The organism is Neoroseomonas soli (genome assembly GCF_018129065.1).
GTDB classification, from domain to species: Bacteria; Pseudomonadota; Alphaproteobacteria; order Acetobacterales; family Acetobacteraceae; genus Neoroseomonas; species Neoroseomonas soli.
Window position 1 is genome coordinate 22,676 of the sequence record NZ_JAAEDM010000009.1, and the last position, 21,221, is coordinate 43,896.

Here is a 21,221-nt window from a genome sequence, read left to right on the forward strand (position 1 = left end):
GCCGCCCCGTGTCAAGCGCGGCCGTGTTACGTTGCGGCGGTCGCCAGCAGGCTCTCGCCCGGTCGCAGGCGCGTGAAGGCGACGGGCTGCCAGTCGGGCGCGATGGCGCCGTCGCGCAGCGTCACGCGGGTCGCGGCGAGGCCCGCGGCGTCCTTGTCGGTTTGTGGGAAGTCCTCCCGCCAATGGGCGCCGCGGGATTCCTCGCGGGCTTGGGCGGCGGCGACGATGGCGCGGCTGACGAGCAACTGGGACTTCAGGTTCAGCCAGTCATGCCAGGTGAGGTTGAAGGCGCGGTCGCGCCCGTCCACGCCGGCGGCGTCGGTCTCGGCTTCCAGTGCGTCGAGGCCGGTGGCGCATTCGGCCAGCCCGGCGCCATCCCGCAGGATGCCGGCCTTGTCCCACATGAGGTCCAGCAGCGCGTCGCGGATGGGGGAGAGGTTGCGCGGCGCCCGCGCGAAGGGGGCATGGACGAAGGCGGCGGCCTGCTCCAGCGCGGCGGCGTCCGGTTCCTCGAAACTGCCTTCGCGCGGCACCCAGGCGCCCATGGTGTCGCCGGCGATGCCGCCGAAGACGGTGGAATTCGCCACGCCATTGCCGCCCAGGCGGTTCGCGCCGTGCACGCCGCCGGTGTCCTCTCCCGCCGCGAAAAGGCCGGGCAGGCCGGTCGAGCCATCGGCGCGGAACACCACGCCGCCCATCATGTAATGCGCCGTCGGCACCACCGGCACGCGCCCGGCGGCGAGGTCGAAGCCCATGTCGGCGCAGCGTTCGACCATGCCCTTGAACTCGCGCCGCACGCGGTCGGGGCCAAGGTGGCCCATCTCGATCCACAGGCCGCCCTGGTCGTTCACGTTGCCGGCGAGGATTTCCCGCTGCATGGACCGGCTGACGATGTCGCGCGTCGCGCGCTCGTTGCGCGGATCGTATTTCTGCATGAAGCGCTGCCCGTCGCCGCCGAGCAGGTAGCCGCCGGCGCCGCGCAGCCCTTCCTCGATGATGGTGCCGGTCATGCGCGTGCCGGGGCCGGCCAGCACGCCGGTCGGGTGGAACTGCACCATTTCCATGTCGCGCAGCGGCAGACCCGCGCGCAGCGCCATCGCCATGCCGTCGCAGGCCTTGTCGCCGGAAGGGGTATGGTACTTGTACATCGTCGGCCCGCCGCCGGTGCCGAGCAGCACGGCGCGCGCCTGCACGAAGACCAGCGCGCCCGTGCGCATGTCGATCAGCAGCACGCCGGACAGCTGCGCGCCGTCCTTCGAACGGATCAGCGCGACGGCTCGGTGTTCCTCCAGCCGGTCGATGCCGCGCGCCCAGACCTGTTCTGCGAGGCGGTTGACGATCTCGATGCCCGTCAGGTCGCCCTTGTGCACGGTGCGGTCGAAGGTCTGGCCGGCAAAGGCCTTCTGGTGGATGGTGCCGTCCGGGTTGCGGTCGAAGAAGCAGCCCCAGCGATTCTCCAGTTCGCGGATGCGCTGCTGCGCGCCGACCACCAGTGTCCAGGCAAGATCCTGGTCGTTCAGCCATTTCCCGCCGTCGAGCGTGTCCATGAAGTGGCGCTCGGCGGAATCCCCCGCGGCGATGGCGACGTTGTAGCCGCCCTGCACCATGCGGGTGCAGCCGCATTTCCCGAGCAGGCCCTTCACCGCGATGGTGACGTCGAGTTGCGGCGCGGCGTCCTTGGCGTGCAGCGCGGCGAGTAGCCCCGCGCCGCCGGCGCCGAGGACCAGGATGTCGGTGCGGCGGCGTTCGATCATCGCGGGCCGCGCGGGCTGGACGGCACGCCGCAGCCGCAATCCTCGGAGGAAGGCGGGGCCTGCGGCGGGGTCGGAGCCTGCTGCGCGGCCGCGGGCAGGGCGGTCAGCAGCATCAGGAGCAACAGCGCGCGCATCACGCGGCCCCCAGCTTCTCGAGCACAGCCTGGCGGCGCTTCGTGGCCTCGGCGTTCACCGTGGCGTAGAGGCTGCCGCCATGCGCGTCCATCGCCACCAGCAGCGGCCCGAAGCCCCTGATGCGGAACTTGTAGAGGCTTTCGGGGTTGAGGTCGTCGAGGTCCACATCCTCCACCGCCTCGATCCAGGTGGTTTCCAGCGCCGCCGCGCCGCCGACCACGGCGAGGTAGGCTCCGCCGAGATCCTGGAACGCCTGCAGCGAACCCTCCCGCAGCCCGCCCTTGCCGATGATGATCCGCACGCCCTCGCGTTCCATCAGCGGTCGCGTGAAGCGTTCCATGCGGTCGGAGGTGGTGGTGCCGACGCAGACCGCCTCGTAGCCCGAATGGTTGGTGCCGGAGCGTTCCACCTTGCGCAGGTTCGGCGCGGTGTGGATCACGGCATGGCCGCGCAGGTCGAACTTCGTCCGCCGGCCGTGGTCGAACATGTGGATCTGCGTCGCATCACGGATGCCGAAGAGGATCTCTTCCAGCGTCACGGTGTCGCCGGCGCGCAGCGCGCGGACCTGGTCCTCGGTGATGGGCATGTGCAGGACGTGGTGGGCCATGACGTCAGAACCCGATCGCGATGCCGGCAGGCGTGAAGGTGGCGGAGGCACGCCGCGCCGAATGGCACTGGATGTTCACCGCCACCGGATTCATCGTGATGTGGGTCGCGGCGGTTTCCACATGCACGGCGAAGGCGGTCGAATCCCCGCCCAGCCCCTGCGGGCCGATGCCGAGGCTGTTCACCGCCTCGCTCAGCTCCGCCTCCAGCTTCGCCCCTTCCGCATCGGCGCAGCGCGTGCCGAGCGGGCGCGTCGCCGCGATCTTGGCGAGGTGCATGCAGAGGTCCGAAGTCCCGCCGACACCCACGCCCACGATGGTCGGCGGGCAGACCTTGCCGCCCGCCTGGATCACCCGGTCCACCACGAACCGCTTCACCGCGGCGACGCCATCGGCCGGGATCAGCATCTGCAGGAAGGAGCCGTTCTCGGAACCGCTGCCCTTCGGGATCATCTCGATCCGCAACTCGCGATCGGCATCGGTGAAGTCGATGTTGATGACGGGCACGCGCTCGCCGCAGGAGGTGTGCTCGTTCCTGCGCGTGATGGGGTGCACGACCGAGGACCGCAGCGGATGTTCCCGCGTCGCCCGCGCGGTGCCCTTCCCGATGGCTTCCTTCAGCGCCCAGCCATCGACCTGGACGTTGCGGCCGATCGAGACGTTGAAGATCGGGATGCCGGTGTCCTGGCAGAGCAGGTTGTCCATCCGCTCCGCGACGCCGATGTTCTCGATCATGGTGGCGAGGATGGTCCTCGCGGTCGTGTCCGTCTCGGCGGCGTCGAGCCGCGCGAAGCCTTCCTTGATGTCGTCCGGCAGGATCTTGCAGGCGCGGATGTAGAGGAGCTTCGCGGCCTCCTCGATTGCCTCCGGCTCCACCCGCAAGGGCGGCATTGCGTCCCGCGCGCCTTGCGGCAGGACCCCCGGCTTCGTCATCAGCGTCATCGCGAGACCTCCCCTCAGACCAGCAGCGAGATGCCCGATACCAGCAGCAGCAACAGCAGGATAACGCGGAATCCCTGGGCCGGCAGCCGGAGATAGGCCCGCAGCCCCAGCAGCGTGCCGATCACCAGTGCCGGCACGGCGGCTGCCGTCAGCACCAGCGCCTCCTGCGTGAAGAAGCCGGACAGCGCGAGGCCGACGGTCGTGATCGCCTGCATGAAGACGATGAAGGGCTGCATGAAGGCGCGGGCGCGGTCCTTGGGCCAGCCCTGGATGTCCGCCCACATGGCCGGCAGCGCGCCGACGAAGCCGCCGATGCCGCCGAGAATGCCGCTGGCGAAGCCCACCGCGCCGTCCGCGACACGGCCGCCAGTGACCTCGGGCGGCGCCAGGCGCAGTGCGATCCGGGCCAGCATGTAGCCGGAATAAACCACCAGCAGCCCGCCGACCCCGGCGACGATCACCCCGGCCGGCCCCTTGGCCAGCGCCAGCATCCCGGCCGGCAGCCCGAGCACCGCCATGCCGAGGAAGAAGCGCATGCGCGGCCATTCGATATGCTTCCAGAGCGTGGGCAGGCTCATCGACTGCGCGAGAAGACTACCCAGCACCAGCACCGGCGCCGTCACCGAGGGCGGCACGACATGCAGCAGGATGCCGGCCGCGACCAGCACGAAGGCGAAGCCCGCCATGCCGGCGCAGAAGGCGGCGACGAAGCAGCTCGCCGCGACGACCGTTGCCTCAAACCACATTGAGCAGGAACAGCAGACCGGCGAGCAGCGCGAAGCCGGCGGAAACGGCCACCACGTCCTTCTGCCGCCTCCGCCAACCGAGGAATTCCAGCGCCAGCACCCTGACCCCGCCGGCGAGATGCGCCGCCAGCAGCACGACCAGCGCGGTCTCGGCTGCCTTGGCGAGCGGGTTCTCCGTCCAGCGCAGGAAGCCATCGAGCCGCGCCTCGCCCGAAATGGCGCTGCCCAGCGCCCAGAAATGCAGCGGCAGGAACAGCGCGAGCAGCAGACCCGAGACGCGGTGCACGATGAAGGCCAGGTAGGTCGGGTGCGAACGCGGGCGCAGGTCCATCATGCATAGAGCCCCAAGGCGGCGCGGATGCCGAAGGCGGCGGTGAGCAGCCCGATCGCCAGCCAGGCCAGGTCCGCGCCGCGGCCGCGCAGGCCGATGGTCTCCGCGGCGATGTTGCGCAGCCCGATCGCGCCGTGCAGTCCGGCCGCCAGCGCGAAGACGGCATAGAAGGCCAGCCAGGCCCCGTTCCCCCGCGTGCGCTCGAGGATCTCGGCAGCCGACAGGCCGCCGCGCACCGCAACGAGGATCGTCGCGAGATGCACCAGCACGGCGAGGCCGAGCACCATCGCCGTGAGGCGCTGCGCCACCCAGAGATGCGTCTGGGCCCTCGCGCGGCGCTGTGGATTCTCCGGCGTGTCCCGGCGATCGGATGCGCTCATCGCCGGCCCAGCAGGGTGTCCCAGAACAGCCTCCGCTTCAGCCCTGCGATCGCGGCGGATGGATCGAGGTTCTTCGGGCAGCGTTCGGTGCAGGATTGCGTCGAATGGCAGGAATGGCAGCCGGCATCGCCGGCGACGGCGTCAAGCCTTTGGGCGCACGCGCCGTCGCGCACGTCGTTCACCAGTGTCCAGGCGCGGTTGAGCGCCGCCGGGCCAAGATAATCCCCGTTCCACGCCACGACGTCGCAACTCGCGTAGCAGACGCCGCAGCCGATGCATTCGATGCCCGCATCCGCCTCCTGCCTTGCCTTCGAGCCCGGCGGGACCACGGCGAAATCCTCGGGCACCGCGCCGTCCGGCGCGTCCTTCGGCTCGAAATGCCCTTTCGCGCGCTGCCACTTGTCGAAGAAGGGCGAGAGGTCGGCGGCGAGGTCGCGGATCACCGGGAGGTTGGCGAGCGGCCGCAGTTCCAGTTCCCCGCCCGCGCCCACGACCTTGCGCACATGCGTCCGGCAGGTCCAGCGCGCGCGGCCGTTCACCGTCATCGCGCAGGACCCGCACATGCCGACCCGGCAGGCGAAGCGATAGGCGAGGGAGGGATCGAGTTCCCGCTGGATGTGCGTGACGACGTCGAGCACCGTCTGGTTTTCGCGCGCCGGCACCTCGTAGCGCGCGAAGTGCCCGTCCGCGCCGCCGCGCCACACGCTGACCTTCAGGCAGGCCGGTTCGGCCATGCGCGTTTCCCTCCGTTGCTGCGAGACTACCGGCGCTGGACAGGCTGTCCAGCCCGTGGCGTGCTGCCGGCGGAACGGGGGAGGACACGATGGGCGAGACGATCCGCGGCGCGGACATCCTTGTGCGGACGCTGAAGGCCGCCGGGGTGCGGTGCATCTTCAGCCTTTCCGGCAACCACATCATGCCGGTCTATGACGCGCTGCTCGGCTCGGGCATCGAGATCGTCCACACGCGCCACGAGGCCGCCGCCGTGCATATGGCCGATGCCTGGGCCAGGCTGACGGGCGAGGTCGGCGTCGCCCTGGTCACGGGCGGGCAGGGGCACACCAATGCCGTCGCGGCGCTGCCCACGGCGATCGCCGGCGAGGTGCCGGTGCTGCTGCTCTCGGGACATGCGCCGCTCGCCGAACTCGGCCTCGGCGCGTTCCAGGAACTCGCGCAGGCGCGCATGGCCGAGGCCGTGTGCAAGCACGCGGCGACGGCGTCCTCCGCGCCGGCGCTCGCGGGTGAGGTCGCGGCGGCGATCCGCATGGCGCGGTCGGGGCGCCCCGGGCCGGTGCATCTCTCCCTGCCGACCGATGTGCTCGAGGCGCGGATCGAGGCGCCCGCCTCGCCGGATGCAGCCGCCTTCGCACCGGCGCCGATGCCGCTCGCGGCGGAGAGCGCGGCCGCCATCGCCGCTGCCGTCGCCGCGGCGGAACGCCCGGTGCTGATCGCACCGCCGGCGCTGTGTTCGCCCACTGGCCGCGTGGCGCTTGCGGCGCTGTCGGCGCGCGTCGGGCTGCCGGTGGTGGCCATGGAAAGCCCGCGCGGCCTGGGCGACCCTTCGCTCGGCGCCTTCGCGCAGGTGCTCGCGGAGGCGGATCTGCTGGTGCTGCTCGGCAAGCCGCTCGATTTCACCCTGCGCTTCGGCCGTGCCCCGGCGATCGCCGCGACGGCGCGCTTCGTCGTGGTGGAGCCCGATCCCGCGGTGTTGGCGCGCGCGGTGCGGGGCCTCGGGGCGCGTCTCGCGGTTTCCGCCGTGGCGGGCGCGGCCGAGGCGGTCGCCGCGCTGACGGCGGAGGCATCGCCCCTCGTGCCGCACCGCAATGGCGCATGGGGGCAGCGGCTGGCGCAGGCCATCGCCCATCGCCCGGCCGCGTGGGACGCGCTCGCCGGTGCCCCGGACGGTCCGATCCATCCGGCGACGCTTTGTCACGCGCTGCGCCCGTTCCTCGCGGCGCAACCCGATACCGTGTTCGTCAGCGACGGCGGAGAGATCGGCCAATGGGCGCAGGCGATGCTTTCCGCGCCCGCCCGCGTCATCAACGGTGTCGCCGGCGCGATCGGCCCGGCCATTCCCTTCGCCATCGCGGCGCGCTGCGCGAGGCCCGGGGCGCGCATCCTCGCGGTGATGGGGGACGGCACCTTCGGCTTCCACATGGCCGAGTTCGATACCGCCCACCGTCACGGCCTGCCTTTCGTCGCCGTTGTCGGCAATGACGCGCGCTGGAACGCCGAGCACCAGATCCAGCTGCGCGACTACGGCGCCGATCGCGCCCATGGCTGTGAGCTCGCGCCCGTCACCCGCTACGACCTGGCGGCGGCGGCGCTCGGCGCGCACGCGGAATTCGTCACGCGGGCGGAGGAGCTGGCGCCCGCGCTCGAGCGCGCCTTCGCCAGCGGCCGGGCGGCCTGCGTGAACGTCATGATCGAGGGGCAGCCGGCACCCTCCATCCGGATGTCCTGACGCGACGCCCTGATCGATACGACCCCGGCCCGTCCCGGGCCGCCAGAGACGCGAAAATCACCCGGGCCGCGCCGTGCGCACGGAAAAATGCGCCTGACGAGAGGCTCGGATTTTCTAGTGAATTCGCAAGTAAATTTTATTCTAACGGCTGGGAGTCAGGGCCAGAGTGGAAGTTGAACAACTTCATAAGTACTTCGACAAAATCCTGCCCTATTCCCTTCAACAGCGCCAAGGAGAGAAATCCGTCCGGATGTGGGTTTGATCTTTGGGGCGGCCTGTGTTTTTAGGCCGCCATGACGACCGCGTATGGATCGTCGGCACCCCCCTGCCGGCGACATGTTGCGGCGCCCCCGCGCGCTTTGCGGCGGGGCGCCCGTCTCTCCCGGGTTCGGCTCCGTGGGATCTGGGGTATGGCGGCAAGGCGCCCTCGGCGCCTTCTCTCACCCGTCTGGGCGGCGGCCATGGTGGGCATGATGGCGCTCTCCGGCACGGCCTGCGCGCAGCCGGAGCCGCCCGAGATCACCACCCTCGCCGCGCCGACTTCCCTGCGTGACGCCGACCTGTCACCCCGCGCCGCGTGCCTCGAGGCCGCGCGCGAGGCGGAGCGCAAGTTCGAACTGCCGGAAGGCCTGCTCGTCGGCATTGCGCTGAACGAGAGCGGGCTGCATGCCCACGCCCTGAACATCGCCGGCCGCGCCTATTATCCGGAGAGCCGCGCGGAAGCCGCGCGCCTCCTGCGGTCCACCGGTGCGGGCTATGTCATGGCCGGCTGCGTGCAGGTGAATGCGCGCGTCCATGCCCGTGGCGGCCAGGTCTGGCCGCTCGATCCCTGGAAGGCGACGGAATGGGCGGCGGGCTACCTCCGCCAGCACTACGAGACCTACGGCGACTGGGGCATGGCGGTGGTGCGCTGGCATGGCGGCACGCCCGGCATGCAGCGGCAACTGGTCTGCCGCGTGCGCAGCAAGATCGACGTCGTGGCCCCCGACAGCGAACTCTTCGTCGAGCGCTGCCGCGGCACCGAGGCGCAGATGGCCCAGTTCCGCCGCGACGGCCAGGCCCTGCTGGAACTCGCCGAGGCGGCTAACTGACGCCCATGGATCGCGCGCGCGCAAGCACGCGGTCCACGAAGGCCCCCGCGCTGCCGAGATAGGCGGCCGGATCGGTCATCCTCGCGATGGCGGCGGCATCGAGCTTCGCCGCCACGCGGGGATCGCGCAGCAGCGCCTCGGTCAGGCCGATGCCCTCGGCGAGGGCCAGGTCGCAGGCGTCGTTGACGATGTGATGTGATTCACCGCGGCCGAAGACCGGGGCGAGGCCCATCATCACCGCTTCGGACACGATCAGTCCGTGCGTGGCGTCGAGGTTCCGGCGCATCCGCGCGGCATCCACGACCATCCCTTCCGCGATGAAGCGCGCCTGCGAAAGCGCGCCATGCGCCAGCAGGAAGGCCTGGGGCAGGGCGAGCAGTTCCGTCTGCCAGGGGCCGGTGCCGCGCTCGAGGTCCTGCGCCATCGCCGCCAGCATCTGCGGCACCAGCGCATGCACGCCGCGCGCCTGGGAGAGGACATACTCGCAGGCGATCGGGTTGCGCTTCTGCGGCATGGTGCTGGACCCGCCGCGGCCGCGCACATGCGGCTCGCCGACCTCGGCGAGTTCCGTCTGCATCATCAGCATGAAATCGGTGGCGAGCTTCGAGAGGTTGCCGCAGAGGATGCCGAGCCAGCAGGCGGCCTCGTTCAGCCCGTCGCGGGCGACATGCCAGGGGATGTCGGCTTCCGCCAGATCCAGTTCGCGTGCCAGTTCCCGCGTGACCGCGAGGCCCTGGTCCCCGAGCGACGCCAGCGTTCCCGCTGCGCCGCCGAAGGACAGGCGCAGCGCGCGTTCGCGCACGCGCGGCAGGCCATCGAGCGACGCCAGCAACGGCGAAAGCCACACCGCGACCTTGTAGCCGAAGGTGACGGGCAGGGCGTGCTGGAGGTGGGTGCGCCCGGCCATCACCGTGTCGCGGTGCTCGGCAGCGCGCGCGGCGAGGGCGGCGCAGGTGGCGCGCAGGTCGGCCTCGATCAGCGCCAGGCCGTCGCGGACCTGGAGCACCAGGCCGGTGTCCATGATGTCCTGGGTGGTGGCGCCCCAATGCGTCCAGCGGCCGGCCTCCGGCCCCGCCAGGGCCGTAAGCTGCTTCACCAGCGCGACCACCGGATAGCCGGTGTTGCGCGTCGCCGCGGCCATCGCGGCGCGGTCGAGGCGCGTGGCGTCGGCGGCCTTGGTGATGGTCGCGGCCGCATCGGCCGGAATGATGGACAGGCGCGCCTGGGCGCGGGCCAGCGCCGCCTCCACGTCCAGCATGCGCTGGAGGAAGGCGTCCTCCCCCATCGCCGCGCGCATCGCATCGGTGCCGTAGAGTGCGCCGAGCACGGCGCCGTCGGCGGGGTTCACGGGCATGGCGTTTCCTCTCGCGTTTCAGCGCCGAGGAAAGGCGCGCCCGCGCCCCGCGTCAATGCGCCGGCCTCACGCCCATTGCCCGAGGTTGCCACCTGCGGCCCGAATGGCCGAGGACAGGAACGCGGCTGGCGGCAGGTTCCGCGAAGCCAGGCCGCGCGGCGCCCAGCGGCTGAGGGGCGCGAAGGTGAAACCCTCGCGCCATTGGTATCAGTAGACGATCACCGAGCGGATCGACTTGCCCTCGTGCATCAGGTCGAAGGCGTGGTTGATCTGGTCGAGCGGCATGGTGCGGGTGATCAGGCTGTCGATCTCGATCTTCCCCTCCATGTACCAGTCCACGATCTTCGGCACGTCGGTGCGCCCGCGCGCTCCGCCGAAGGCGGTGCCGCGCCAATTGCGCCCGGTGACGAGCTGGAAGGGGCGGGTGCTGATCTCCTGGCCCGCGGCGGCGACGCCGATGATGATGCTCTCGCCCCAGCCGCGATGGGTGCATTCCAGCGCCTGGCGCATCACCTGCGTGTTGCCGATGCATTCGAAGGAGAAGTCGGCACCGCCATCGGTGATGTCCTGGATGGCCTGCACCACCTTGTCACGGCCGACCACGTCCGGATTGATGAAGTGGGTCATGCCGAAGCGGCGGGCCATCTCCTCGCGCGCCGGGTTCAGGTCCACGCCGATGATCTTGTCGGCACCCACCATGCGCGCGGCCTGCAACACGTTCAGCCCGATGCCGCCGAGGCCGAACACCGCGACATTCGCCCCGGGCCAGACCTTCGCCGTGTTGATGACGGCGCCGATGCCCGTCGTCACGCCGCAGCCGATGTAGCAGATCTTGTCGAAGGGCGCGTCCTCGCGAACCTTCGCGAGCGCGATCTCGGGCAGCACCGTGTAGTTCGCGAAGGTGGAACAGCCCATGTAGTGGAAGACGGTTCCCTGGTCGCAGGAGAAGCGCGAGGTCCCATCCGGCATCACGCCCTTGCCCTGGGTCGCGCGGATCGAGGTGCAGAGGTTCGACCTCCGGCTCAGGCAGGTTTTGCACTGCCGGCATTCCGGCGTGTAGAGCGGAATGACGTGATCGCCCGGCTTCAGCGAGGTCACGCCCGCGCCGACCTCGCGCACGATGCCCGCGCCCTCATGGCCGAGAATGGCGGGGAAGATCCCTTCCGGATCGGCGCCCGACAGGGTGTAGGCATCGGTGTGGCAGACACCGGTGGCCTTCACCTCCACCAGCACCTCGCCGGCCTTGGGGCCTCCGATCTCGATGGTCTCGATGGTGAGCGGCTTGCCGGCGGCCCAGGCGACGGCGGCGCGGGTCTTCATGGGGCGGAGACTCCGGTTGGTGGCGAGCGCCCATATGGTCCGCGCGCCGCCCCCGAGGCAACCGTTCAGGTCAGCAGCCGCACCACCGCCAGCGACAGCCACGGAAACGCCACGCAGAGCGCCAGGCGCATGAAATCCGTCGCCAGATAGGGCAGCACGCCGCGATAGGTCGCCCCGATCGGCACGTCCCGCGCCAGCCCGCTGACGACGAAGACGTTCAGCCCGATGGGCGGCGCCGTCAGCCCGATGCCGACCACGATCAGCACCAGGATGCCGAACCAGATCGCCGTCTCCTCCGCCGTCAGGCCGAAGTCGAGCGCGGTGATGACGGGAAAGAAGACCGGCAGGGTCAGCAGCATCATCGCCAGCTCGTCCATCACCGCGCCGAGCACGATGTAGACGAACAGGAAGGCGCAGAGCACGCCATAGGGCGGGAAGCCCTGCTCGCTGACCCAGACCGCCAGCAGGTCCGGCGCCTGGGACAGCGCGAGGAAGGCGTTGAAGACCTCGGCGCCGAGCAGGATGGCGAAGATCATCGCCGTGGTCTCGGCAGTGGCCTGCAGGCTCTCGCGGATCTGCCGCGTGCGCAGCGTGCCGCGCGCCAGACCCACCAGCAGCGTCGCGATGCAGCCCACGCCGGCGCTCTCGGTCGGCGTGAAGATGCCGCCATAGATGCCCCCCACGACCACCACGGCGATCAGCAGCACGGGAATGACGTTGAGCAGCGCCTCCCGTCGCTCGGCCGCCGGCACGCGCGGCCCGGCCGGGCAGAGTTCGGGCCGGCGGCGCACCACCACCCAGATGGTCGCGATGTAGAAGGCGGTCGCCATCAGCCCCGGGATCAGCGCCGCCATGAACAGCTTGGCGATGTTCTGCTCCGTGCTGATCGCATAGACCACGAGCACCACCGAGGGCGGGATCAGGATGCCGAGCACCCCGCCCACCGCGATGGTGCCGGTCGCGAAGCCCGGCAGTGCGCCGAAGCGCCGCAGTTCCGGCAATGCGGCGCGCCCGAAGGTCGCCGTGGTCGCCACCGAGGACCCGCACACCGCCCCGAACCCCGCGCAGGCACCGATCACCGCCATGGCCAAGCCGCCCCGCCGGTGCCCGACCAGCGCATTCGCCGCCGTGAAGAGGTCCCGCGCCAGCCCGCCGCGCTCGGCCAGCGCGCCCATCAGGATGAAGAGCGGAATGACCGTCAGCGTGTAGTTGGCGAACAGGTAGAACGGCGTGGTCTTGAGATAGGCGAGCAGCCGCGTCGCATCGACGATGGTGGCATAGCCCCCCGCGCCCACCAGCAGCATCGCCAGCCCGATCGGGCAGCGCAGCACGAGCAGCAGCAGCAGTGCCGCGAAGCCCGCGCCGGCGAGAACGAATTCCTCCGCCATCAGTCGCGGCCCCGGAGCAGCCGCCCGGTCCAGTAGAGCGCAGCCAGCCCCGTCGCGGCGAAGCCCAACGCGCCGAGCCCGATCGCCCACCAGATCGGCACTCCGAGCAGCCCGAAGGTGGTGGTGCCGCTGCCGCGCGCCTCGATCGCGCCGACCACCATGCGCTCGGCCAGCACCAGCGCCGCCGTGCCCCAGACGAGGTTCCAGAACCCGTCCACCGCGTCGTTCACCCGCCGCGGCAGCCAGCCGGTGAAACTGTCGACGAAGATGTTCGCGCGCATCAGCGTGCCATAGGCGAGGAAGCCCAGCACCGCGAGCCCGCCGCCGAGCTGCACCAGTTCCACGTCGCCCTTCACCGGCTGGCTGGTCAGCCAGCGCAGCAGCACCGAAACGGTCGTCAGCATCGCCACGCCGAGCAGCACCGCCCCACCCGCCAGGGCGAAGCCGGCGGCGAGGCGCGCAATCGGCCCGCGCGGCGGTCCGGGATGCGTCATGCCGCCACGCGGAACCTCGTCAGGACACGCCCTCGCCGAGGCGCGCGACGAGGGCGCGCGTCTCCTCGACCAGTGCGCCGCCGTCGATGTTCCTCTCCCGCATGGCGGCGATCCAGGCCTGGATGACGGGGGCGGTCGCGGTGACCCAGCGGGCCTTCTCCGCCTCGGTGATCTCGGTGATCGAGTTGCCGCGGCGGCGGACCATTTCCTCAACCACCGGGCCCTGTTCGTCCCAGACCTTCGCGGCCATCTCGGCGGCCACCGCGCCCGAATTGGCGTCGAGCACGCGCTTGAGGTCGGCCGGCAGCCCCTCGTACCGCGCCTTGTTCATCGCGAGCAGCATGGAGGCCGAATAGAAGGTCGGGCTGCCGGGGATGCCGATGTGGTAGCGCACCATCTCGTGGATGCGGATGGACGGCACCACTTCCCACGGCACCACCGCGCCGTCGATGACGCCCTGGGAAAGCGCCTCGGGCACCTGGGGCACGGGCAGGCCGACCGGCGCGGCGCCGAGCGCGCGCAGCGCCTCGCCCGCCTGGCGGGAGGGGAAGCGCAGCTTCAGGCCGCGCAGGTCCTCCATGGTCTTCACCTCGCGGCGGGAATGGATCAGCCCGCCGTCATGCGCCCAGGCGGCGAGGACATGCGTCTCGCTGAACTCGCCGCGCATGTGCTTGTCGAAGAGTTCCCAGGTCACGCGCGCATTCACGCTGGCGCGCTTGTGGGCGACGAAGGGGAGTTCGATCACCTCGATGCGCGGGAAGCGGGCGGGCGTGTAGCCGGGCAGGGTCCAGATGATGTCCGCGACGCCGTCCTTCGCCTGGTCGTAGAGCTGCGGCGGCGCGCCGCCGAGCTGCATCGAGGGGAAGACCTGGATGCGCAGGCGGCCGTTCGATTCCTCCTGCACCTTGCGCGTCCAGGGCACCAGGAAGTGGCGGTGCACGTTGGAGACGGCGGGCAGGAAGTGGTGCAGGCGCAGCGTCACCTCCTGCGCCGCGGCGCGGCGGGGTGTGATCAGCGCGGGCGCGGCGAGCGCGGCGCCGGTCAACAGCAGGCGGCGGTTGAGCATCGGTACGTGTCCCCGTGTGAAGCCGTACCGGGATTCGTGCCCCGGTCCGCCGACAGTGTCACGCCATTCCGGCCGCCTGACGCAAGGCCCGCGCCCGGGCCGCTACCGCTTCCGCCCCGTCCCCCGGGCGATAGAGCGAGGAGCCGACGCCGAAGCCTGCCGCGCCGGCCGACTTCCAGGCCGGGATGGTCTCCGCCGACATGCCGCCCACCGGGAGGATCGCCGTGCCCTTCGGCAGCACGGCGAGCAGCGACTTCACGACCGCGGGCGAGACCGCCTCGGCCGGGAACAGCTTCAGCGCATCCGCTCCGACGGCGAGCAGCGCGAAGGCCTCGGCGGGCGTGAGGAAGCCGGGGCAGGCGATCAGCCCACGGGCGCGCGCGGCGAGGACCAGTTGCGGGTCGCAATGCGGCGTGACCATCAGCCGCGCCCCGGCGCGGACGATGGCGGAGACCTCGTCCTCGGTCGTGACGGTGCCGGCGCCGATCAGCGCGCGGTCGCCGAAGGCGGCGTGCAGGCGGCGGATGCTCTCGAGCGGCTTCGGCGAGTTGAGCGGCACTTCGATGATGTTCAGCCCTTCGCCGATCAGCGCGGCGCCGATCGCCTCGACTTCCTCCGGCTTCACGCCGCGCAGGATGGCGACGATGGGGCAGGCATCGAGCCAGGGGGCGAGGCTCATGGCAGGCGTTCTCCGATCATGTGCAGCCCGGCGGCGGCGACATCCGGCTCCGCCGCGCGGTGCGGAATGCCGAAGCCGTCGAGCGCCGCTGCATAGCGGGAGGTGAGCGCCGGCGCACCGACCAGGATGACCGGCGGCGCCACTCCCTCCTCCAGCGCGGCGGCGACTTCATGCCCGATCAGCAGGCCCGAGAGGAAGGAGGCTGCCTCCTCCTCCGACACCTCGTCGAAGAGGGAGAGGGCACGCAGGCCGAAGAGGTGATGCAGCAGCCCGCCCGGCTGCTTCGCGCGGGCGACTCCGCGGGCGAAGCCGCGGGCATGGTGCGGCGCGGACGGGTTCAGCATGCGCGCGAGGATGGTGTGGCCGGCGAGCGCGGCGAAGGCCTCCCCCGTCAGGTGGGTGGTGAAGCCCGTGACGCGGCCGCGCTCCATCCGTGCCCATTTGGAATGGCTGCCGGGGAGGCAGATCGTCACCTCGGTCCCGTCCAGCCCGGCGGCGGCACCGATCATCTGCGTCTCCTCGCCGCGCATCACCTCGGGGACGGCGTGGCGGTCGCGGCAGGTCAGGCCCGGCACCAGACGGACCTCCGCACCCTGGAAGGGCACGGGGATGGTGGCGGCGGCGATCTCGTCGATGCCGGCGGGGCAGGGGAGGTAGGGGGCCTCGACCCAGCCCTGCCGGCTGCCGACCATGCCGCAGAGCAGCACGCGGCGCTCCCCCTCCGCGATCCAGGTGCCGGCGACCTCCTGCAGCGCGTCGGGGAAGCCGCCCGGCTCGATGGTCAGGATGCCGCGTCGCACTTCCCGCCGCGCCAATACCGTCCCGTCGGAGGCGAGCCGGTAGGCTCGAAGGCTGGAAGTGCCCCAATCGATGCCGATCATCACTCGCCCTTCTCAAGGTTTTGTGATGTTACCGGATCGAGTGGGCATAACCAATGGTTGCATGCGGGGAGTCGCGGCGGGAACATCGTCGCGTCGGGTAATGACGATAGGACGGTTGAGGCCGGGGCCGGGCCCTCCGGCGTCTCGATCAACCGGGCGGGCAACCTGGTGCTGGTGGCGAACCGCAATGCCGCGACGGTCAGCGTCTTCCGCTTTGCGAACGGCAGCCTGACGCCGCTGTCCACGGTGACGATCGGCAACGCGACCTCATCCCCCGTGCATGTGCAGTTCACGCCTGACGGGCCGCTGCGGGAAGTGGCGCGTGCGCCGGTGGGTGACTGGGCGCAGGGCATCGCCTTCTCACGCGACGGGAAGACGGTGGTGGCGCAGAACATGGCGGACCGGAACCTCGCCGTCTTCCGCTTCGACAATGGGCGGCTGCGCGATACCGGGCAGCGCATCGCCGTCAACGGCGGGCCGGCGGCGATCCGGACAGCGGATCGGCAGTGACGAGGAAGGCCGGGGGAGCGAACCTCCCCCACATTGTCTCTTGGGAACCGACCTCGGAGGTCAGTGCCCAGGAGACAAGGAAGGTCGGGGGGCTCGGGGGGAAGTTCCCTTCCCCCCGGCTCATGCCAGCCGCGCCAATGCCCCGAGCGCCGGCACCTGCGCCGGATCCGCCCCCGCGGCCCGCAACGCCCCCCAAAGCGCGACGGCAACCGAATCCAGCACTGGCACCTCCGTCACCGCCGCCGCGGCATCGAGGCCGCGGAAATTGGTGCAGTGGATGGCGATGGCGTCGCAGGCTTCCGCCGCGACCGCCCGCACCAGTCGGGTGACCAGGTCCGGCGCGTGCTCCGCGAAGGAATAGTTGCCGGGGTCTTCCAGATGGCGCTCCGCCGCGGGCTCGAAGCCCTCGGTGCGGAGGTTCGCCAGGATCTCCGCCTGCACGCTGCCGAGATAGGGCGTGACCAGACCGACGCGCCGCGCGCCCAGCGCCCGCAGCGCGTCGTACAGCGCCAGCGTGGCGGTGGTGCAGGGCAGGCCGGTGCGTCCGGTGATGGCGGCGCAGATGGCGCGGTCCGCCTCGGCACCGAGCCAGGAACCGGAGGTCCCGTTCCAGCAGATGGCGTGCACCTTGGCGTCGGCCAGCATTTCCGCCGCCGCGATCATCGGTGCGGTGTCGAACTGCCCCGTGGAGCCGCCCTCCAGCGTGATGGAGAGCACCCGCAGCCGCTGGAAATGCGCGGTGACATGCGGGATGCCGGCGAGCAGCCCATAGGTCGCGGGTTCCAGCACCGTGTTGGAAGACGGCGTGAGCATCCCCAGGCGGATGGCGGCCGGCATCAACCCCCCGTCGCGAGGCGCGGGTCGTTCTGCCCGCGCGTGGCCCAGCCGGTCGTGCGTTCCTCGATGGTCACGGCCACCCAGTACATCAGCACGCCCATCACGCCGGTCACGATCAGCCCGGCGAAGACCAGCGGCACGTCGAAGCGGGAGGAGGCGACGAGCATCAGGTGCCCGATGCCCTCGTTGGCCGCCACCGTCTCGCTGATGATGGAGCCCACGAAGGCGACGGTGATCGCAACCTTCAGCGAGGCGAAGAAATAGGGCATCGCCCGCGGCAGCCCGACCTTGGCGATGATGTCCGAGGGCCTCGCGCCCAAGGCCCGCAACACGTCGCGCAACTCGGGTTCCACCGTGGCGATGCCGGTCGCGACGTTCACCACGATGGGGAAGAAGGAGATCAGGAAGGCGGTCAGCACCGCCGGCCAGAAGCCGGCGCCGAACCAGATCACCAGGATCGGAACGACGGCCACCTTGGGCACCGAGTTGAAGGCGATCAGCAGCGGATAGAGGCCGCGGTACACCAGCACCGACGACCCGATGGCGACGCCCAGCGCCAGGCCGAAGACGATGGCCATCAGGAAGCCGATCCCCGTCGTCAGCAGCGTCGCCCAGGCGTTGGAGAGCAAGGGCTGCCACCACTTGACCATGCTCTCGGCGATCAGGCTCGGTGCCGGCAGGATGAAGGGCTGGATGGCGAAGGCGCGGCAGGCGACTTCCCAGACGAGGAACATGCCGGCGATCACGAGCCAGGGCAGGGCGTGCTCCAGCCGGCGGCGCCGGCGGGCGGCCTCGGCGAGAGCCTCGGCGGAACGGGGCCGGTCAGCGGGCATCCGAGGCCTCCGCGCGGCGGGCGTCGCTGATGCGGTCGCGGAGTTCGTGGACGATGGCCTGGAACTCCGCCTCATAGGTCAGGTCGAGCCGGCGCGGGCGAGGGTAGGGGACGGCGCGCTCGGCGATGATCCGCCCGGGCCGCGCCGACATGATCAGCACCCGGTCGGCCAGGTACACCGCTTCCTTGAGGTCGTGAGTAACGAGGATGACCGTCGGCTTCCTGGCCAGCCAGACTTCCTGGAGCACGTCCCAGAGATCCTCGCGCGTGAAGACGTCGAGCGCGCCGAAGGGCTCGTCGAGCATCAGCAGCCGCGGGTCGTGCACCAGGGCACGGCAGAGGGAGGCGCGCTGCTGCATCCCGCCCGAGAGCTGCCAGGGATACTTCCCCTCGAAGCCGGCCAGGCCCACGAGTTTCAGCAGGTCCCGCGCCTTGGCCTCATAGGCCGCGCGCTCGCCGCGGAGCCGGCCGCGGTGGGGCTGCACCACCTCCAGCGGCAGCATCACGTTGGCGAGGATGGTCCGCCAGGGCAGCAGGGTCGGGTTCTGGAAGGCCATGCCGGCGATGGACAGCGGGCCCGAGACCTCGCGCCCGTCCACGATCACCGTGCCCTCGGTCGATGGCCAGAGGCCGGTGACCAGGCGCATCAGCGTGGACTTGCCGCAGCCCGAGGGGCCGACGACGGCGATGAACTCGCCCTCGGCCACGTCGAGGCTGGTGCCGCGCAGCGCGAGGGTGCCCTCGACGCCGCCATAGCGCATGGCGACGCCGTCAATCCGGACGAACGGCGTCGCCACGGGGCTCAGATCCGCCGGTCCGCCACGGGGGGCAGGAAGTCCGGGGTGTAGAACTGCGCCGCCTGCAGGCGCGGCTGCATGCCGTAGGCCTCCTCGATCGCGCGGATGCCGGTCTGCATCCGGCCCATGTCCACCGAGGAGATGCCGTTCGCGCGCACATGGTCCGAGACGACGACGCGCTCGAGGTTCATCTGCTGGCGCTCGGCTTCCAGCGCGACGTCGGTGAGCGGCTCGGCGCGCTTGAGGATGTCGAGCGCCTCGCGCTGGTTGGCGATGCCCTCCCGGAAGGCCTTCATCAGCGCGGCGGTCGCGGCGCGGACGGCATTCGGGTTGCGCTCGATGAAGGCGCGGGTGGTCAGCAGGCCGGCGCCGTACAGGTTCAGCCCGTGGTCGTAGTACATCATCACCCGCTGCTGGTCGTGCCCGAGGCCGATGCCCTTGAGCGCCAGCGCCGAGGTGGTGACGAAGCCGGTCAGCCCGTCCGCTTCGCGCCGCAGCACCATCGGCTCGCGAAGCGCCGGGGTGACCGAGAGGAAAGTCACCTTGGAGGCGTCGATCCCCGCCGCCTTGGCGAAGGCGGGGAAGAGCTGGCGCCCGGCGTCGAAGTCCGGCGCGGCGAGGCGCTTGCCTTCCAGGTCCTTCGGCACGCGGATCGGCCCGTCGGCGCGCACGATGGCGCAGAGCGGGCTGCGGTCCTGCAGCACCGCGATGCAGACGACGCCGCGGTCCGGGTTCTCGGCCATGAAGCGGATGGCGGGGCTGAGGTCGGCATAGCCGATGTCGTAGGAGCCGCTGGCGAGGGCCACCGGCACGGCGCCGGAGCCGTTGCCGCGGTCCACGGTGATGTCCACGCCGGCCTCGCGGAAATAGCCCTTCTCGCGCGCCACCAGGGCGAAGGCGTTGGGCGACTGGAAGGCCCAGTCGAGCATCATGCGGACGCGCGGCGCCTGCGCATTCGCAAGGCCGGGGGCGGCCAGCGTTCCCCCGGCGGCCAGTAGCGCTGCGCGCCGCGTGAAGCCATGCAGCATGGAAGGTCTCCCTGAAGGCCGGTGACGGCGATGGCCCCCTCTCTGCGTCATCACGCGGCAATGGCGCAAGACGCAGCGGGCGGAACATCGCCCGAAACCGGCCGGAGCCGTCAGGGCGGGTCCATGAAGGCCGAGGCGGCCGAGGCACGGGCGAGCAGCGACCGCATGGCCGGATTCTCGTGCCCCTCATGCGCGGTCAGCGCTTCCATGGGGCAGAAGTATTCGTGCGGATGCGGCACCTGGTGGCGGGCGAAGCCGGCATAGTGATCCCGTTGCAGGCCATAGAGCACGCGCAGGTCGCGGACCGGCACGGTCAGCGGCGCGGTCGGTTCCTTCGCCAGGAAGGGGATGATGAGCCAGCGCGGCGTCGGGTCGTTCGCCTGGAGCGGCGCCAGCAGCCAGGGCAGCGGGCAATGCGCCAGCAGCGCGACGGTGGACGGCGCGAAGCGCGACCGCTTGTCGAGCAGGTTCTGGAAGGTCGAGCAGGCCTCGATGCAGAGGATGTCCGCGAAGGGGTCCTCCGCCGAGCCGCCGAAATTCAGCCAGAGCCCGTCGGGGATGGTCCTCATCCGGTCCGAGCCCGGGATCTTGAGGTAGGGCTGGGCGACAGGCTCGCCGTCGCAGGGCCGGCCGCGCAGCCAGGCGCCCGCGCTCCCGAGGGTGGCCGCGCCCGGCGGGCGCTGGGGCCAGTTCTTGAGCCGGGCACGGACGATGTTGTCGAGCCGCGCGGGGCGACGCTCCAGACGCCGAATCTCGCTCATCACAGGAATTTATTACCCCAAAGTTCAACTTATGCGCGAATTAACAGCATGCAGATCGCCCAAGGCAAGCGCAAAGGGGGACAAGTTGGTTGAAAAAGTTAAAAATTACGGGGAGGAAACACGAATCATCTGCACTTGATCCGGCGTTTTCTTAAAGTGTTGTGTGAGGTCGGGGCGGTAACGGATTCAAGTGAGTCCCGAATCATGAATTGTGTTGTCGTCGATGCCGGCAACGGCATCGTATCGGGTTCGCAGCATAAAGACCTCGTGCAAGCCGGGTCGCTCCTTCATAGCGGGTCCCTTGGCGGCGATCCGGTCGGTCTGCGCCCCGTCAGCCCGGCCGGGACGACCGCCGCGATCCACCGGCGGGCGAGAATGAGGTTGGCGGGAATCGAGCGCATGGGATGAACCTCCATCCGCGCTTGTTTGCGAAGCCCGTCAAACGAAGGAACGATGCGATGACGATCCGGCGCCTTGCGGAGGAACAGCGCCTGTCCGGCGCGGTGGTGGCCGGCGGCATGGTCTGGCTGGCGGGGCAGGTGGCCGACGACGCCACGCTCGGCACCGAAGGACAGACCGCCGACATCCTGCGCCAGATCGACGCCCTGCTGGCCGAGGCCGGCACCGACAAGCGTTCCCTGGTGAGCGTGACGGTCGTGCTCACCGATATCGGCGACGCGGCGGCGATGAACCGCGCCTGGGACGCCTGGCTCGACCCCGCGCACAAGCCGGCGCGCATGACCATCCAGGCGCCGCTGGTCGATCCCGCCTGGAAGGTGGAGATCACCGGCGTGGCGCTGGCCCCCGCGCGGGGCTGAGAGCCAGC

The 21,221-nt window shown here is 70.7% G+C and carries 23 protein-coding genes; 4 read left to right on the forward strand and 19 right to left on the reverse strand.

What is annotated here, in order from left to right; translation table 11 throughout:
• Positions 1–26: 26 nt before the first annotated feature.
• The 7 genes from GXW76_RS05490 to GXW76_RS05520 form a co-directional block, all read right to left on the reverse strand.
• Complete coding sequence (locus GXW76_RS05490; protein WP_211860984.1) at positions 27–1,754, reverse strand: L-aspartate oxidase; 1,728 nt, start codon at positions 1,752–1,754, stop codon at positions 27–29.
• Positions 1,755–1,887: 133 nt separating this feature from the next.
• On the reverse strand, positions 1,888–2,496 hold the full coding sequence (locus tag GXW76_RS05495; protein ID WP_211860985.1) for a fumarate hydratase C-terminal domain-containing protein: 609 nt from the start codon (positions 2,494–2,496) through the stop codon (positions 1,888–1,890).
• A gap of 4 nt (positions 2,497–2,500) precedes the next feature.
• Positions 2,501–3,436, reverse strand: coding sequence for a fumarate hydratase (locus GXW76_RS05500; protein WP_246513944.1), 936 nt, complete (start codon positions 3,434–3,436; stop codon positions 2,501–2,503).
• Positions 3,437–3,450: 14 nt separating this feature from the next.
• Complete coding sequence (locus GXW76_RS05505; protein WP_211860986.1) at positions 3,451–4,182, reverse strand: sulfite exporter TauE/SafE family protein; 732 nt, start codon at positions 4,180–4,182, stop codon at positions 3,451–3,453.
• Complete coding sequence (gene sdhC / locus GXW76_RS05510; RefSeq protein ID WP_246513945.1) at positions 4,172–4,516, reverse strand: succinate dehydrogenase, cytochrome b556 subunit; 345 nt, start codon at positions 4,514–4,516, stop codon at positions 4,172–4,174. Before sdhC ends, GXW76_RS05505 begins: the two co-directional genes overlap by 11 nt.
• Positions 4,513–4,893 (reverse strand): succinate dehydrogenase, encoded by a 381-nt coding sequence (locus GXW76_RS05515; protein WP_211860987.1) that lies wholly within the window; start codon positions 4,891–4,893, stop codon positions 4,513–4,515. Before GXW76_RS05515 ends, sdhC begins: the two co-directional genes overlap by 4 nt.
• Positions 4,890–5,627, reverse strand: a complete 738-nt coding sequence (locus GXW76_RS05520; protein ID WP_211860988.1) for a succinate dehydrogenase/fumarate reductase iron-sulfur subunit — start codon at positions 5,625–5,627, stop codon at positions 4,890–4,892. Before GXW76_RS05520 ends, GXW76_RS05515 begins: the two co-directional genes overlap by 4 nt.
• Positions 5,628–5,716: 89 nt before the next feature.
• Between GXW76_RS05520 and GXW76_RS05525 the strand changes: the two genes are divergently transcribed.
• Both GXW76_RS05525 and GXW76_RS05530 read left to right on the forward strand, forming a co-directional pair.
• Positions 5,717–7,357 (forward strand): thiamine pyrophosphate-binding protein, encoded by a 1,641-nt coding sequence (locus GXW76_RS05525; protein ID WP_211860989.1) that lies wholly within the window; start codon positions 5,717–5,719, stop codon positions 7,355–7,357.
• A gap of 461 nt (positions 7,358–7,818) precedes the next feature.
• Positions 7,819–8,448 carry a transglycosylase SLT domain-containing protein gene (locus tag GXW76_RS05530; protein ID WP_246513946.1) on the forward strand — a complete coding sequence of 210 codons (630 nt, stop codon included), beginning with the start codon at positions 7,819–7,821 and terminating at the stop codon, positions 8,446–8,448.
• Here the strand turns inward: GXW76_RS05530 and GXW76_RS05535 are convergent.
• From GXW76_RS05535 to GXW76_RS05565, 7 genes are all read right to left on the reverse strand, one after another.
• Positions 8,441–9,802 (reverse strand): class-II fumarase/aspartase family protein, encoded by a 1,362-nt coding sequence (locus tag GXW76_RS05535; protein ID WP_211860990.1) that lies wholly within the window; start codon positions 9,800–9,802, stop codon positions 8,441–8,443. The genes GXW76_RS05530 and GXW76_RS05535 overlap by 8 nt on opposite strands.
• Positions 9,803–10,009: 207 nt before the next feature.
• Positions 10,010–11,122: an S-(hydroxymethyl)glutathione dehydrogenase/class III alcohol dehydrogenase gene (locus GXW76_RS05540; RefSeq protein ID WP_211860991.1), complete on the reverse strand. Its 1,113-nt coding sequence runs from the start codon at positions 11,120–11,122 to the stop codon at positions 10,010–10,012.
• Between the two features lie 65 nt (positions 11,123–11,187).
• A complete protein-coding gene (locus tag GXW76_RS05545) occupies positions 11,188–12,510 on the reverse strand; it encodes a TRAP transporter large permease (protein ID WP_211860992.1) in 1,323 nt (440 codons plus the stop codon).
• On the reverse strand, positions 12,510–13,004 hold the full coding sequence (locus GXW76_RS05550; protein WP_211860993.1) for a TRAP transporter small permease: 495 nt from the start codon (positions 13,002–13,004) through the stop codon (positions 12,510–12,512). Before GXW76_RS05550 ends, GXW76_RS05545 begins: the two co-directional genes overlap by 1 nt.
• A 19-nt stretch (positions 13,005–13,023) precedes the next feature.
• Positions 13,024–14,070, reverse strand: coding sequence for a TRAP transporter substrate-binding protein (locus GXW76_RS05555; RefSeq protein ID WP_211860994.1), 1,047 nt, complete (start codon positions 14,068–14,070; stop codon positions 13,024–13,026).
• Between the two features lie 58 nt (positions 14,071–14,128).
• On the reverse strand, positions 14,129–14,749 hold the full coding sequence (locus GXW76_RS05560; RefSeq protein ID WP_211860995.1) for a 2-dehydro-3-deoxy-6-phosphogalactonate aldolase: 621 nt from the start codon (positions 14,747–14,749) through the stop codon (positions 14,129–14,131).
• Positions 14,746–15,630, reverse strand: coding sequence for a 2-dehydro-3-deoxygalactonokinase (locus tag GXW76_RS05565; protein WP_211860996.1), 885 nt, complete (start codon positions 15,628–15,630; stop codon positions 14,746–14,748). The genes GXW76_RS05560 and GXW76_RS05565 overlap by 4 nt, the downstream gene beginning before the upstream one ends.
• A 57-nt stretch (positions 15,631–15,687) precedes the next feature.
• Here GXW76_RS05565 and GXW76_RS05570 point away from each other — a divergent pair, with 57 nt between their 5' ends.
• Positions 15,688–16,140, forward strand: a complete 453-nt coding sequence (locus GXW76_RS05570; RefSeq protein WP_211860997.1) for a lactonase family protein — start codon at positions 15,688–15,690, stop codon at positions 16,138–16,140.
• 120 nt (positions 16,141–16,260) lie between these two features.
• Here GXW76_RS05570 and GXW76_RS05575 read toward each other — a convergent pair whose 3' ends face one another.
• The 5 genes from GXW76_RS05575 to GXW76_RS05595 form a co-directional block, all read right to left on the reverse strand.
• Positions 16,261–16,977, reverse strand: a complete 717-nt coding sequence (locus tag GXW76_RS05575) for a maleate cis-trans isomerase family protein (protein WP_211860998.1) — start codon at positions 16,975–16,977, stop codon at positions 16,261–16,263.
• Complete coding sequence (locus GXW76_RS05580; protein ID WP_211860999.1) at positions 16,977–17,810, reverse strand: ABC transporter permease; 834 nt, start codon at positions 17,808–17,810, stop codon at positions 16,977–16,979. The genes GXW76_RS05575 and GXW76_RS05580 overlap by 1 nt, the downstream gene beginning before the upstream one ends.
• Positions 17,800–18,606 (reverse strand): ABC transporter ATP-binding protein, encoded by an 807-nt coding sequence (locus GXW76_RS05585; RefSeq protein ID WP_338150893.1) that lies wholly within the window; start codon positions 18,604–18,606, stop codon positions 17,800–17,802. The genes GXW76_RS05580 and GXW76_RS05585 overlap by 11 nt, the downstream gene beginning before the upstream one ends.
• Positions 18,607–18,611: 5 nt before the next feature.
• On the reverse strand, positions 18,612–19,634 hold the full coding sequence (locus GXW76_RS05590) for an ABC transporter substrate-binding protein (RefSeq protein WP_211861000.1): 1,023 nt from the start codon (positions 19,632–19,634) through the stop codon (positions 18,612–18,614).
• A 110-nt stretch (positions 19,635–19,744) separates the two neighbouring features.
• Positions 19,745–20,395, reverse strand: coding sequence for a hypothetical protein (locus GXW76_RS05595; protein ID WP_211861001.1), 651 nt, complete (start codon positions 20,393–20,395; stop codon positions 19,745–19,747).
• 458 nt (positions 20,396–20,853) lie between these two features.
• On the opposite strand from GXW76_RS05595, the gene GXW76_RS05600 reads away from it, so the two are divergent.
• A complete protein-coding gene (locus GXW76_RS05600) occupies positions 20,854–21,213 on the forward strand; it encodes a RidA family protein (RefSeq protein ID WP_211861002.1) in 360 nt (119 codons plus the stop codon).
• Positions 21,214–21,221: the final 8 nt, after the last annotated feature.